General features: G+C 65.3%; 11 protein-coding genes. 5 read left to right on the forward strand and 6 right to left on the reverse strand.

What is annotated here, in order from left to right; translation table 11 throughout:
* Positions 1 to 2: 2 nt before the first annotated feature.
* Positions 3 to 617: an urease accessory protein UreG gene (gene ureG / locus OEG79_RS17990; RefSeq protein WP_013713893.1), complete on the forward strand. Its 615-nt coding sequence runs from the start codon at positions 3 to 5 to the stop codon at positions 615 to 617.
* A 19-nt stretch (positions 618 to 636) separates the two neighbouring features.
* Positions 637 to 1,209 carry a HupE/UreJ family protein gene (locus OEG79_RS17995; protein ID WP_264146305.1) on the forward strand — a complete coding sequence of 191 codons (573 nt, stop codon included), beginning with the start codon at positions 637 to 639 and terminating at the stop codon, positions 1,207 to 1,209.
* A gap of 666 nt (positions 1,210 to 1,875) precedes the next feature.
* Here the strand turns inward: OEG79_RS17995 and OEG79_RS18000 are convergent.
* Positions 1,876 to 2,016 carry a hypothetical protein gene (locus tag OEG79_RS18000; RefSeq protein ID WP_264146306.1) on the reverse strand — a complete coding sequence of 47 codons (141 nt, stop codon included), beginning with the start codon at positions 2,014 to 2,016 and terminating at the stop codon, positions 1,876 to 1,878.
* A gap of 11 nt (positions 2,017 to 2,027) precedes the next feature.
* On the opposite strand from OEG79_RS18000, the gene OEG79_RS18005 reads away from it, so the two are divergent.
* The 3 genes from OEG79_RS18005 (at position 2,028) to azu (ending at position 4,442) form a co-directional block, all read left to right on the forward strand.
* Positions 2,028 to 2,615, forward strand: a complete 588-nt coding sequence (locus tag OEG79_RS18005) for a TIGR00730 family Rossman fold protein (protein ID WP_264146307.1) — start codon at positions 2,028 to 2,030, stop codon at positions 2,613 to 2,615.
* Between the two features lie 65 nt (positions 2,616 to 2,680).
* Positions 2,681 to 3,607, forward strand: coding sequence for a DUF808 domain-containing protein (locus OEG79_RS18010; protein ID WP_264146308.1), 927 nt, complete (start codon positions 2,681 to 2,683; stop codon positions 3,605 to 3,607).
* A 385-nt stretch (positions 3,608 to 3,992) separates the two neighbouring features.
* Positions 3,993 to 4,442: an azurin gene (gene azu / locus OEG79_RS18015; protein WP_264146309.1), complete on the forward strand. Its 450-nt coding sequence runs from the start codon at positions 3,993 to 3,995 to the stop codon at positions 4,440 to 4,442.
* 41 nt (positions 4,443 to 4,483) lie between these two features.
* Here azu and OEG79_RS18020 read toward each other — a convergent pair whose 3' ends face one another.
* The 5 genes from OEG79_RS18020 to OEG79_RS18040 all read right to left on the reverse strand — a co-directional run bounded on the left by OEG79_RS18020 (position 4,484) and on the right by OEG79_RS18040 (position 13,799).
* A complete protein-coding gene (locus tag OEG79_RS18020; RefSeq protein WP_264146310.1) occupies positions 4,484 to 5,377 on the reverse strand; it encodes a transglutaminase family protein in 894 nt (297 codons plus the stop codon).
* On the reverse strand, positions 5,374 to 7,857 hold the full coding sequence (locus OEG79_RS18025; protein ID WP_264146311.1) for a circularly permuted type 2 ATP-grasp protein: 2,484 nt from the start codon (positions 7,855 to 7,857) through the stop codon (positions 5,374 to 5,376). The genes OEG79_RS18020 and OEG79_RS18025 overlap by 4 nt, the downstream gene beginning before the upstream one ends.
* Positions 7,858 to 7,974: 117 nt before the next feature.
* Complete coding sequence (locus OEG79_RS18030) at positions 7,975 to 11,268, reverse strand: DUF2126 domain-containing protein (protein ID WP_264146312.1); 3,294 nt, start codon at positions 11,266 to 11,268, stop codon at positions 7,975 to 7,977.
* A gap of 180 nt (positions 11,269 to 11,448) precedes the next feature.
* Positions 11,449 to 12,555, reverse strand: coding sequence for an SO2930 family diheme c-type cytochrome (locus tag OEG79_RS18035; RefSeq protein ID WP_264146313.1), 1,107 nt, complete (start codon positions 12,553 to 12,555; stop codon positions 11,449 to 11,451).
* Positions 12,552 to 13,799, reverse strand: coding sequence for a parallel beta-helix domain-containing protein (locus tag OEG79_RS18040; protein WP_264146314.1), 1,248 nt, complete (start codon positions 13,797 to 13,799; stop codon positions 12,552 to 12,554). The genes OEG79_RS18035 and OEG79_RS18040 overlap by 4 nt, the downstream gene beginning before the upstream one ends.
* Between the last annotated feature and the right edge of the window lie 130 nt (positions 13,800 to 13,929).

The following is a 13,929-nucleotide window of genomic DNA, read 5'->3' on the forward strand; positions in this document are numbered from 1 at the left end:
ACATGAACAGCCAACCCCTGCGTGTCGGCATCGGCGGCCCGGTCGGTTCCGGCAAGACCGCCCTGACCCTGGCCCTGTGCCGCGCCCTGCGCGAGCGCTACAACATCGCCGTGGTCACCAACGACATCTACACCCAGGAAGACGCCCAGTTTCTGGTGCGCAACGAGGCCCTGGAGCCCGAGCGCATCATCGGCGTGGAAACCGGCGGCTGCCCGCATACCGCCATTCGCGAAGACGCGTCGATCAACCTGGAGGCAGTGGAGCAACTCAACCGCCGCTTCCCCGGCCTGGACCTGATCATCGTCGAGTCCGGCGGCGACAACCTGTCGGCCACCTTCAGCCCCGAGCTGTCCGACCTGACCCTCTACGTGATCGACGTGTCGGCTGGCGACAAGCTGCCGCGCAAGGGCGGTCCGGGCATCTGCAAGTCCGACCTGCTGGTGATCAACAAGGTCGATCTGGCGCCGATGGTCGGCGCTTCGCTCGAGGTCATGGAGCGCGACACCCTGAAGATGCGCGGCGACAAGCCCTTCGTCTTCAGCAACCAGAAAGTCGGCCAGGGTCTCGACGAGATCATCGCCTTCATCGAACGCCAGGGCATGCTCACGGCAGCCTGATTCCCTCAAGGAGAACCTCATGAATCTGCGCAAAACCCTCTATGCCATCGCCCTGTTCTGCTCACCCGCCCTGGCATTCGCCCACCCTGGGCATGGTCATGAAGGCCTCATGGCCGGCCTGGCCCACCCGGTATTCGGTCTGGATCATCTGCTGGCGATGTTCGCTGTCGGTCTGTGGGCCGCGCAGCAAAGCGGCGCCGCGCGCTGGGCGCTGCCGGTGACCTTCGTCGGCACCATGTTCGTCGGCGGTCTGCTGGGCTTTACCGGTACGCAAATCCCGCTGATGGAAACCGGCATCGCCGGCTCGGTACTGGCCTTCGGTCTGCTGGTGGCCGTGGCCGCCCGCCTGCCGGTGGCAATTTCCGTGGCGATGACCGCTCTCTTCGCCCTGACCCACGGCGTCGCCCACGGTCTGGAACTGCCCGAACTGGCCAGCCCCTTCGCTTATGCCATCGGCTTCGTCGTCGCCACCGCCGCGCTGCATGTCGTCGGCTTCGCCCTGGTGCGTTTCCTGCCTCAAGCCGCGGCACCACTGGTGCGTATCGCTGGCGCTGCTTCGGCAGCGACTGGTGTCTGGCTGCTGGCGAGCTGAGCGCCGGCAACCCTACGGGGGGCGCCGCCATATTGCTGGCTGCGCCTCCTTCGCTGCCCCCCCTGCGCAATTGCTCAAACGCGTCATTCGTGGCTCGGCGCGTTGCCCCGTACCCCGCCTGGCGAAAAGTTCACCGCCCGCCTACAGCCCAGTGACGACGGAGCCTGCCCCGACTCGCCACCAGCTTATCCACAAAGCACTCAACAGTTCTCGTGGATAACCGCTGCAGCACAACCTGATCGCTGCAAATGTTCTGGACAAACCGGCAGGTTTCCTATCCAGAGCGCCCCTCTGCAAGCGCTGATCAAAAATCAGACAAATCGCTGAAAGCCCCGCTAAACGTGGGCCCTGAGGATAGGTACAGAAGTTATCAACAGCATCGCCCACAGCAACCGTGGACAATCCAAAAGTTCCGACGTAATTCTTGCCGACTGATGTCAAGCCTCTGTGCACAAAGGAAAAACCGCGCTGCTCAAATCTCCATCAGCAGGCTGAAAGGGGCGCCGCATAAGCGTCATAGACACAAACCACCAGCTTATTCACAGCTATTCCCACAGTCTGCGTGGAAAACTTTATTTCTGATCGACCGGCGACTATCACCGTCATCGAGACAATCAAAGGGCGCGACGCCCGCACCGGGTCTAGTTTGAGCTCCGTGTCCCTGCGTCAGGAAGTCGCGCCATGCACCTCAATGATCTGCTCAAGCAACTGCTCGCCAGCTACGCCTGCGCCACCTGCGGCATTGATACGCGCCACTGACCCTTGGTGCTTGCGCAGCAGCTGGTTACCCTTGACGCATTCGGTCAAGGAGTCTGTCCATGTCCCTGCGTAGTATCTGCGTCTTCTGTGGTGCCAGCCCCGGTGCCAGTCCCGTCTATCGTCAAGCCGCCGAAGCACTTGGCCAGCACCTGGCCGAGCGGGGCATACGGCTGATATACGGCGGCGGCGCTGTCGGCCTGATGGGCGTAGTCGCCGATGCAGCACTGAATGCCGGTGGCGAGGTCATCGGCATCATCCCGCAGAGCCTGGAACGAGCCGAAATCGGCCACCGTGGCCTGACCTGCCTGGAAGTGGTGGACGGTATGCACGCGCGCAAGGCACGCATGGCCGAACTGGCCGACGCCTTCATCGCCCTGCCCGGCGGGCTCGGCACCCTGGAAGAGCTGTTCGAGGTCTGGACCTGGGGCCAGCTTGGCTACCATGCCAAGCCACTGGGCCTGCTGGAGGTGAATGGCTTCTACAGCAGGCTGGGGGATTTTCTCGATCACCTGGTGGCCGAGCGCTTCGTGCGTCCGCAGCACCGCGACATGCTGCAGATCGCAGACACCCCGCAGAACCTGCTCGACGCCCTCAGCGAGTGGCGTCCCAGCGCGGCACCGAAGTGGGTGGATCGCACGCCCGTCTGAGCCTGCGCGCAGACATGTAACACAATGCTACCCTCTGCGGCTTCACCCTCTATGGAAGCCGCAACATGGCCGGAAGCAGCCTGCTCGCCCTGATCGACGACATCAGCACCGTTCTCGATGACGTCGCCACCATGACCAAGGTCGCCGCGCGCAAGACTGCCGGCGTGCTGGGTGACGATCTCGCCCTCAATGCCCAGCAGGTCACCGGTGTGCGCGCCGACCGCGAGCTGCCGGTGGTCTGGGCGGTAGCCAAGGGCTCGCTGGTGAACAAGGCGATTCTGGTGCCGGCAGCACTGCTGATCAGCGCCGTGGCGCCCTGGCTGGTGGTGCCGCTGCTGATGCTTGGCGGGCTGTTTCTCTGTTACGAGGGTGCAGAAAAACTGCTGCACAAGTGGCTGCACCAGGCAGAAGAACAGCAGGCGCTCCGGGAGGCGATCGCCGACCCTGCACTCGACCTCGTGGCCTTCGAGCGCGACAAGATTCGCGGCGCCGTGCGTACCGACTTCATCCTCTCCGCGGAAATCATCGCCATCACCCTTGGCACCGTCGCCACCGCCAGTTTTCTCAATCAGCTGGTGGTACTCAGCGGCATCGCCCTGGTGATGACCGCCGGGGTGTACGGGCTGGTGGCCGGCATCGTCAAACTGGACGATGCCGGGCTCTACCTCAGCCAACGCGCCAGCGCCTTCGCCCGGGCCTGCGGGCGCGGCATCCTGCGTCTGGCGCCGTGGCTGATGAAAGCCCTGTCGGTAATCGGCACCGCGGCCATGTTCATGGTCGGTGGCGGCATCCTCAGCCACGGTCTGCCACCCGTCGAGGCCGTTGTACACCACGCGGCGCAGTGGGTGGCGCAGGATGCCGGCCAGTTGCTGTCGGCCCTGGTGCCGACGCTGCTCAATGCCCTGCTGGGTGTCGTGGCGGGTCTGCTGACGGTGCCGCTGGTCAGCCTGGCAACAGGCCTTTGGCGCCGCCTGCGACCGACCACCGACTGAGTCGGTCATTCTCTGAGCAGTGCCGGCAACGCCTTGAGCCACGCTGGCGCGGCGCGCTTTCCCCAAGCTTATCCACAATTTGCTCCACCGTTATCGGGGATAACGCCTGGACTGCATCGGGCTCTGCGCAAATTGCCGTCCTCCTGCGCCAAGCACTTCATTGCAAAGTGTTTTCCCGGTGCAGGCAGTCGATCTGGGTAAAACCTGACCAGGCTTTCAGAAAGCCCGCCACGAGCGCCATGGGCACGTCGTTTCAGAGCTTCTCAACAGTCTTATCCACAGATTTTCGGGATAAATGCCGTGGCGTTCGGTCGCATAGAGTATGGGCCGCAAGCTGTGCGAGCCTGTAGACCTGACCGATAAATCAGAATCCGGAGGGATCAAGATGTTGCGCAAACTCACCCTGGTAGCACTCCTTGGCCTCGGCAGCTCGCCACTGCTGGCAGCCGAATGCACTGTAGACGTCGAGTCGACCGATCAGATGACCTTCAACACCCAGGCCATCGAAGTCAGCAAGAGCTGCGAAACCTTCACCGTCAACCTCAAGCACACCGGCTCGCTGCCCAAGACCGCCATGGGCCACAACTGGGTGCTGAGCAAGACTGCCGACATGCCCGGGATCGCCACCGACGGCATTCCCGCCGGCCCCGATGCCAGCTACCTCAAGGCCGGCGACGAGCGAGTCATCGCCCATACCGACCTGATCGGCGGCGGCGAGAGCACCTCGGTAACCTTCGACGTGAACAAGCTGAGCGCGGGCGAGGACTACAGCTTCTTCTGCTCCTTCCCCGGCCACTACTCGATGATGAAGGGCAGCGTGAAGCTGGTCGACTGAGTCATCATCCCAAGGGTCTCACGCGAGGCCCTTGATCCCGCCTATCCCAGCGGCAGCACCGTGACCCGAACTTCCGGGTCATGGCTGCCGCCTCCCAGAATCACGCCCCGCAACGGCGATACATCGGAGAAATCCCGGCCCCAGGCCAGGGTGATGTGCTCCAGTGCCGGACGCACGTTGTTGGTTGGATCGAAGTCCACCCAGCCCTGATGCGGGCAATACAGCGAAACCCAGGCATGCGACGCATCGGCGCCGATCAGCCGCGGCTGGCCGGGTGGTGGCTGGGTCAGCAGATAGCCGCTGACATAGCGCGCGGCCAGACCGCGTGAGCGCAGACAGGCAAGCATCAGGTGGGCGAAGTCCTGGCACACACCGCGCTTCTCCTCCAGCACCTGCAGCAGCGGCGTCGCCACCTGAGTGGCGTCGGCGTCGAAGCTGAACTCCCCGAATATCTTCTGCATCAGCGCCTGCCCGGCCTGCAGCAACGGGCGACCCGGTGTGAAGCAGTCATCGGCGTAGTCGGCAAAAACCTGCTTGAGGCGCACATAGGGCGACTCGAAACGGTAGCGCGCGGCCTCCAGCAGCGCCGGCGCCATTGGCTTGCCGGCATAGCTAAGCGCCGCGACGGCCGCTTCCCAGTCCGGCGAGTCGTTCAGTTCCAGCGGCGCACGCGCCAGCACCTCGACGCGCAAGCGCGCGCTGACGCTGAGCGCCTCGTGCGGGCGCTCGAACACCAGCCGCGTCAGCGGATTGCCGAACACATCCAGGCCGTCACGGCGCTGGCTGGGCTGCGGGTCGATGCGCAGCTCCTGCTCATGGCAGCGCTGCCAGGGACATTCGCGCGGCCACAGATGCGCCAGTTGCTGGGCCAGGGAAACCGGCGCCGAATAACGGTAATGGGTGTCGTGGAGAACCTGATACAGCGCGCTGTTCATGAGGATTGCGTCCGCTGACTGACATCGACATGGGCGAAGAAACGCAGCCCGAGGTGATCGGATACATCACCGGCGGCCGCGCTGATGCTCACCAGCAGCTCGGCCAGGCCTGCCAGCACGGCGCGGATGCTGCCGGGGCCGAACAGCGGGTTCTCCAGGCTGGCCAGACTGAAGGCGCTCAACTGTTGCTCGAGATAGACCAGATAACGCTCGGCCGGCAGTTCGAAGCGCTCGTGCAGCCCCTGCAGCGAACGCAGCAGGGTGCGCATCTGAAAGATCACGGCGTGCGGGTTCTGCTCGTCCAGCAGCAGCAGGTCGAGCACCGGAATCAGCTGCGCCGAAGCCAGATAGCGGGTGCGGTAGGTGATGCTACTGTTGCCCAGTTCCAGCAGCCACTCCAGCGCCGACTGATCGGTGGCCGAACCGCTGCGCAGGAAACCGGCGAAGCTGTCGCAGAGAAACTGCAGACGCTCGATGTAGCGGCCGAGCATGAGAAAGCGCCAGCCATCGTCGCGGGTCATGTCGTCGAGGGCAAAGCCCGACAGCGCCGCCAGCGACATCAGCAGGCGGTTGAGAAAATCCAGCAGTTCGCCGAAATCGGCCGGCTGGCCTTCGAGCATCTGCGCCTCGCGCTGCAATTCGACCAACGCCTGCCAGTTGGCCTGGGACAGCTTGCCGCGCACGCTCGCGGCCGCCCATTGCAGGCGCTGCAGATTGGCACGCAGGCTGGCCGGCCAGTCACCACCGAGCAGCGCCTGCAGCAGACGCGCCTCCAGCTCGCCGGCATCCGGCGCGGCCAGTAGCCCCAGATCCTGCGCCAGGGCCAGGGCGCTCTGCAGCGCCTGCGGGTCGTCGTCATCATCGACGTAGCGCGCCAGCATGATGCGCAGCAGGCGCGCATTGCCCTCGCAGCGCTCGGCATAACGGCCGAACCAGTACAGGTTCTCCACCACCCGCGAGGGCAGGAAGGGGTCGCTGCGCACCAGATCCGCCGTGCCGAGGGTGCGCTGCGTCTGCCAGGGCTCGCCGCTCTGTCGATTGCCGAGTACCCAGGTGTCCTTGCTCGCTCCGCCACGCTGCATCGACACCACCTCGGCATCGGCTTCGCCGGCCACACGGGTCAGGCCGCCAGGCATCACCCGGTAGCCATCGGCGCTGGCCACGGCGAACACGCGCATACCGATGGCGCGCGGCTGCAGGCCACTGCCATCCCACACCGGCGCCTGCGACAGCTTGGCTCGCGCCTGCGCCACGTAGGCGTAGGGGCGCTGCTTGAGACGCTCGGCGAGCCTGGCGCGCTGCGCCTCGTCCAGGTCGCGGCCGAACACCGGATTGAAACTCTGCGAAGGAAAGGCCGGGCGCACCAGCAACTGGTCGAGCTTCTCCAGCGCCTCGTCCAGCACCGGCGGCTCGCCGCACCACCAGCTGGCAATGGACGGCAGCAGCAGTTCCTCGCCCAGCAGATGCTCGCTGATCGCCGGCAGGAAACCCGGCAGCCCGGGCGACTCCAGCACGCCGCTGCCCAGGGCATTGGCTACCAGCACGCGCCCACGGCGTACCGCTTCCAGCAGGCCGGGCACGCCGAGGGCCGAATCGGTGCGCAACTCCAGCGGATCGCAGTAGTCGTCGTCGAGGCGGCGCAGCACCGCATGTACGCGGCGCAGGCCGGCCAGGGTCTTGAGATAGAGGGTGGCATCGCGCACGGTCAGGTCGCTGCCCTCGACCAGCGGATAGCCGAGCTGACGCGCAAGATACAGGTGCTCGAAGTAACTTTCGTTGAAGCGCCCCGGCGTCAGCAGTACCACCAGCGGCGTCTCGCCGCCACTCGGGGCCTGACGCGCCAGGGTGTCCTGCAGGGTACGGAAGAAACCGGCCAGGTACTGCACGCGCAGGTCGCGGTACAGCTCGGGAAATGCGCGCGAGACGATCTGCCGGTTCTCCAGCGCGTAGCCGGCGCCGGAAGGTGCCTGGGTACGGTCGGCGGTGACCCACCAGCGCCCGTCCGGCGCGCGGGCCAGATCCACCGCATACAGATGCAGCCAGGTGCCGCCCGGCGCCTGCATGCCCTGACACGGCCAGAGGAAATTGTTGTGGCCAAATACCAGCTCGGTCGGCAGCAGGCCTTCGGCAATCAGCTTCTGCGGTCCGTAGAGATCGGCCAGCACACGGTTGAGCAGCGTCGCGCGCTGCGCCACGCCGGCGGCGATCTGCTGCCACTCGTCAGCCGGGATCAGGTTGGGCAGCAGATCGAGTTCCCACGGCCGGTCGGCACCGTCCGGGTCGGCGTAGACGTTGTAGGTGACGCCGTTTTCCTGAATCTGCCGGGCCAGCATGGCTTCGCGTTGCGCCAGGTGCTCCGGGCGGCTGCGCGCCAGCTGCTCGTACAGACGGCGCCAGTGCGGGCGCACGTTGCCCTTGGCGTCGAGCAGTTCGTGGTAGGCCCCGGCAGGGGGCGGGTAATCGGCTAGCAGGTCGTGCATGGCAGGCTCGGCAGTGGCAAGGCGGTGCAGCGTGATGCAGGTGGGTGCCGCATCCGTGGGAGGCGCTTCAGCGGCGACGGTTCGCGGCTAAAGCCCCTCCCACAGACGGAATCGACGTCAAACCCGACGCAGATCCAGAGTCATCGGCAATTCATTGTTGTCCTTCGGTTGCAGTGCCGGGCGCTTGCCCGGGCTGTGGCCGAGGCGGAAGAAACGCGCCAGGCGCCGGCTCTCGGCCTCGTAGGCGTTGACCGGCAGGCTGTCGTAGTTGCGTCCGCCCGGATGCGCCACATGGTACTGGCAGCCGCCCAGCGAGCGCTGCATCCAGGTGTCGATCAGGTCGAACACCAGCGGCGCGTGCACGCCGATGGTCGGCTGCAGGCAACTGGCCGGCTGCCAGGCGCGAAAGCGCACGCCGCCAACGAACTCGCCGACCTTGCCGGTGGGCCGCAACGGCACCGGCACGCCGTTGCAGGTCAGTACGTAGCGATCCGGCGCCATGCCGGCGACCTTGACCTGCATGCGCTCCAGCGACGAGTCGACGTAGCGCACGGTGCCGCCGCTGGCACCCTCCTCGCCCAGCACGTGCCAGGGCTCCAGGGCCTGGCGCAGTTCCAGGTCGATGCCCTTGACCGCGAAATCGCCGGCCTTGGGAAAACGAAACTCCAGATGTGGTGCAAACCATTCGGCACGCAGCGGGTAACCGAAGGCGGCCAGCTCCTGCAGCACGTCGGTGAAATCCTGCTCGACGAAATGCGGCAGCAGAAAACGGTCGTGCAGCTCGGTACCCCAGCGCACCAACCTGGCTGGGCGGTAGGGCTCCTGCCAGAAGCGGGCGATCAGCGCGCGCAGCAGCAGTTGCTGGGCCAGGCTCATCTGCGCGTGCGGCGGCATCTCGAAGGCGCGCAGTTCGAGCAGGCCGAGGCGACCGCTGGCCGAGTCCGGAGAGTACAGCTTGTCGATGCAGAACTCGGCGCGATGGGTGTTGCCGGTGACGTCCACCAGCAGGTTGCGCAGCAGGCGGTCGACCAGCCACGGCGGACAGTCGCGGCCCGGCTCGGGCATCTGCGCGAAGGCGATCTCCAGCTCGTACAGCGCATCGTTGCGCGCCTCGTCCACACGCGGCGCCTGCGAGGTCGGGCCGATAAACAAACCGCTGAACAGATACGAAAGCGAGGGGTGGTTGTGCCAGTAGCTGATCAGGCTGCGCAGAAGATCCGGGCGACGAAGAAAAGGCGAGTCGCCCGGCGTCGCCCCGCCGAGGACGAAGTGGTTGCCGCCGCCGGTGCCGGTGTGGCGCCCGTCGATCATGAACTTCTCGCTGGACAGCCGCGATTGACGCGCCGCCTCGTAAAGGAATTCGCAGCGTTCGACCAGTTCGTCCCAGCTGGCAGCCGGGTGAATGTTCACCTCGATCACCCCCGGGTCGGGGGTGACGCGGAAATACTGCAAACACGGATCGAGTGGTGGCTCGTAGCCTTCCAGCAGGACCGGGCAGTTCAGCTCGGCGGCCACCGCCTCGATGGCCGCGACCAGCTCCAGGTAGTCCTCCAGGTGCGCCAGTGGCGGCATGAACAGATACAGCCGACCTTCGCGCGGTTCGGCGCACAGCGCGGTGCGCACGATGCCGGCAGCCGATTGCCCGGTAGCCGGGCGAGCGCTCTGCGGCGCGGCACTGGCGCCGCGCCAGACCCCGCGCAGCTGGCGCTGGATTTGCGCCGCGGCGGGCAGCGGTGGCAGCGGCTGGCTGGGATCGACCGGATTGATATAGGGATAGTCGGCCTGGCTGACCCAGGGCAGCGAGTCCAGCGGCAGGCGGTAGCCCAGCGGCGAATCGCCCGGCAGCAGCCGGCAGTGTTCGTCACGCAGGAACCAGCGTCCGCTCTGCCAGCCCTCGCCCACCACCTGGCGCGCCAGCGGCAGCACATGACCGACGACGTGATCCAGTCCCTGGCCGAACACCTTGCGCATCCGTTCGCGCTCCAGCGGGTCGCTCAGGCGCGGGGCGTCGGGAGTGACGTTGTCCGGCAGCTTGCGCTCGCGCCACAGGTAGTAGAACCAGTCTTCATAGGCGGGGAAGACGTTGCCGGCATCCACGTGCAGATAGGACGCCAGGGTCGTCAGGAAGCGCTCGGCGGTTTCGCCACTGGCGCCATAACCGCGCTTCTCGTCAGCCAGCAGTTCCGGATCGTGCCAAAGCGGCTCGCCGTCGCGGCGCCAGAAGCAGTTCAGCGACCAGCGCGGCAACTGCTCGCCCGGATACCACTTGCCCTGACCGAAGTGCACCAGCGCCTTGGGCGCGTAATGCTCGCGCAGGCGATGAAACAGATCGGCAGCCAGGCGCCGTTTGTTCGGCCCCAGTGCGGTGGTATTCCACTCGTCATCATCGGGATGGTCGAGGGCGACGAAGGTCGGCTCGCCGCCCATGGTCAGGCGTACGTCATGGGTCTGCAGGTCATCGTCGATACGCCGTCCCAGCGCCTGGATCGCCTGCCACTGCGACTCACTGTAGGGCTTGGTGACGCGCGGAGCTTCCCACACGCGCTCGACGCTCATCAGGTGCTCGAACTCCACCTCGCATTCGTCCAGCCCGCCGCTGATCGGCGCCGCCGAGGACGGTTCCGGACTGCAGGCCAGCGGGATATGACCTTCGCCGGCGAACAGACCCGAAGTCGGGTCGAGACCGATCCAGCCGGCGCCGGGCAGGTACACCTCGCACCAGGCGTGCAGGTCGGTGAAGTCCTGATCGGTTCCGCTCGGGCCATCGAGGGATTTGACGTCGGCGGTGAGCTGGATCAGGTAGCCGGAGACGAAGCGCGCAGCCAGCCCCAGATGACGCAGCAACTGCACCAGCAGCCAGGCCGAGTCGCGGCAGGAACCGGAGGCCAGCTCCAGCGACTGCTCCGGCGTCTGCACGCCCGGTTCCATGCGGATCAGGTAGCGGATGTCGCGTGACAGACGCTGGTTCAGCTCCACCAGAAAATCGACGCTGGGCCTGGGTGTGCGCTCGATGCCGGCCAGGTACTGGGCGAACAGCGGTGTGGCCGGCAGCTTGACCAGATACGGCGCCAGCTCGCGCTGCTCGACCTCGGTGTAGTCGAAGGGAATGCGCTCGGCATAGGGTTCGAGAAAGAAATCGAAAGGATTGAACACCGCCATCTCGGCGACCAGATCCACCTCGACCTTGAACTCGCGGGTCTTTTCCGGGAACACCAGACGCGCCAGGTAGTTGCCCTGCGGATCCTGCTGCCAGTTGATGAAGTGCTGGCCCGGCTCGACGTTCAGCGCGTAGGAGAGGATGCGCGTGCGGCTGTGCGGCGCCGGTCGCAGACGCACGACCTGCGGCCCGAGATTGACCGCGCGATCGTAGCGGTAGTGGGTGACATGGTGCAGCGCGACATGAATCGACACGGCGGCCTCCTGCTAGCCTGGGCGATGCTCAGTGCCGCGCAAGACTTATGCCAGAGGCAAAGCACCGTTTTTTGCCGAGGCGCTCACGCAAACCGAGCCCCATATCGGGGCGCCAGTCGCACCAGCTTCCGCCGGAGCGCACAACTAAGGAGCAGCCCCGGCGACTGAGCGCTGCGTCATTCAGCACTCGCCGTCGAGGCTGGCAATCCAGCGGTCGATCACCTCCAGTCCTTCGCGGTGGGAGGTGGACCGCCCCAGTTCGGGCATCATGATGCTGGGGTCGGTGCTGTGCAGGCGAAAGCTCAGCACCGACTTTTCAGGCGCACCGGGATGAATGTCCACAAGGCGGTCGCCGGAGCCCTTGCCGGCCGCAACCGGCTGCTTGCATAGCCCATAGGCGATGCTCAGCGGCGTGTCCGAGTCGAGATACAGCCCGGAGGTCCGCCCCGGCCCTTGAGGGTTGTGGCAATGCGCGCAGTTGGCATCCAGATAACTGCGCGCCCGCGTCTCCAGGCTCTCGCCCTCACGCGGTGCCCCCCACAGGGCGTTTCGCGGAACGTCCGCCATATCGGCCGGAACACCCTGCAGAAAACCGGCAGACTGCCAGCGCTGCAACTGGTTGGCCGTGCCATCGGCATAGGCAAAATCCCTGTTCAGATGCCGCGCTTTCGGCCCCAGCGGTTGCGCCCCCTTGCCCGCCTGTTCCTCATGACAACCCGCGCACTGGTTCGCATCGGGCACCTGATAGTCCACCGCCAGCACCTCGCCGCGCTCATCATGCAACTCCAGCTCGAAGCTGGCGCCCGCCCAGTCCAGGGTCGCCTCGCGCTGATCGCCATCCCAGACATAGGGCAGAGCGACCCAGCCCTGCTCCTGGTGCAGCAGGATGCGAGTCTCGATCAGCCTCACCCGTTCAAGCTCTACTGCCTCGGCATTGTGCTGCTCACTGCGCAGCAAGCGTCCCTGAGCGTCGCGCGGATAGTAGAAGGTCTTGCTCAGTACGGTGCCCACCGGGTAATCGAAACGGGCTTCGCCATACCGCGCGTTAGTGCCTGAGGGCATCCAGATGGTGCGCAGCTTGTGCGCATAGTCGGTGAACAGCGGCGTGTTCAGGTCGTAGGGCAACACACCCTCGACAGGCTGCAGGCGGCCGTCGCGCTGCTGCAGCACACCCCATTCACTGAGCTTTTCCGGATAGTTCTCGCCACTGGGCAGGTACAGCGGTGTACGTGGCTGCTCGCAGGCGGCGAGCAGCGCACTGATGAGCAACAGCCAGCCGCTCTTCATGCCTCATCACCCGCCTCGGCCAGCGCGGCACGCAGCTCGACGGCAGGCAGACGGGGCAGCTCGCAGCGATGCGGCCCGATGTCGGTACTGATGTTCCTGTAGCCGCCCGGGCCATCGACATTGAGGATGCCGGCGTCGCCATTGTCGATGCAGATGGCCAGTTCGGGCGGCAGCTTGCCGTTCACCTCCTTCTCGGGATTCACGTAGCCGTCCCAGAGGATATCCGGCAGGCGGCCATTGAGACCGAACTTGGCCAGCTTCAGCGCCTTGAGTTCGAGATTGTCAGGGCTTGTGCCCGCTGCGCCGAAACGATTGCCATGGATATGGATAGCCTCCGGATAGGGATCGAAATCCTCGGTGGTGGAAAGGTCGGTATATCCGGTGCTGAAGTAGCTGCTGACGATGACGTTGGCCGTGCGGTGATCGCCGATGTCGTTGTCGAAGATCTCCACCTTGTCGTTGGAGTTGACCAGTACGCCGGAACCGGCCGGGACACTGGCCACCGGCGTGCCCTTGTGGCCAAAGTTGTCGTGATTGTTGCCTTCGACCTTGTTGCGATAGACCCGCGTGGTGTGCCCCGGCTGCGGCAGATTGGGCATGTTGAATACCAGGATGCCGCCGGTATTGCCGGTGGCGACGTTGTCGTAGACGTCGGCACCGATGGTGTTCTCGATCTCGATACCCGCGACGTTGCGCTCGGCACGGCTGTTGCGCACCACCACGTTGCGCGATTGGCCGACATAGATGCCGGCGTCCGAGGCACCTATGGCCACCACGCCGTCGATCAGCACATTCTCGGTCTGCACCGGGTAGATGCCGTAGGCACCATTCTCGGTAGCTGGGCCGTTGGTCCACTCGGTGCGCACGCGACGGATGACGATGTTCTCGCCGCCCACGACCTTGAGCGCATCGCCCTTGGTATCTTCGAGCGCCAGATCCTCGATGGTGAAGTCGGAGGCATTCACCAGCAGCCCCTCGGCGCCGGACTTCTGGCCCTTGAAGTTGAGGATGGTCTTGTCCATGCCGGCGCCCCTGAGAGTCACCCCGCTGACCTTGAGACTGAGGCTGCGGTCGAGCTGCCAGGTACCTGCGGGAATCTCGATCACTTCACCGGGCCTGGCCTTGATCAGCTGAGTCTGCAGCTGTTTCTGAAAATCGAGGTTGGCAACAGGCGCAACATCACCGTCGCCGCATGCGACCAGCAACAGAGACAGGGCGAACAGCGAGGGGGCAGCAACACGCATGGGAGAGCTCCGGTTTTGTTGTTATTTTGGAACTATAGTACCAACACACCAACAAACCAAGGCGCATGTCCCAGGCAGTGCGCCAACATCGCTCACAAGCCTCTGCGATGCCGTGCTGGCGCATGATCAG

This window comes from Pseudomonas sp. Z8(2022) (assembly GCF_025837155.1).
Lineage (GTDB): Bacteria > Pseudomonadota > Gammaproteobacteria > Pseudomonadales > Pseudomonadaceae > Aquipseudomonas.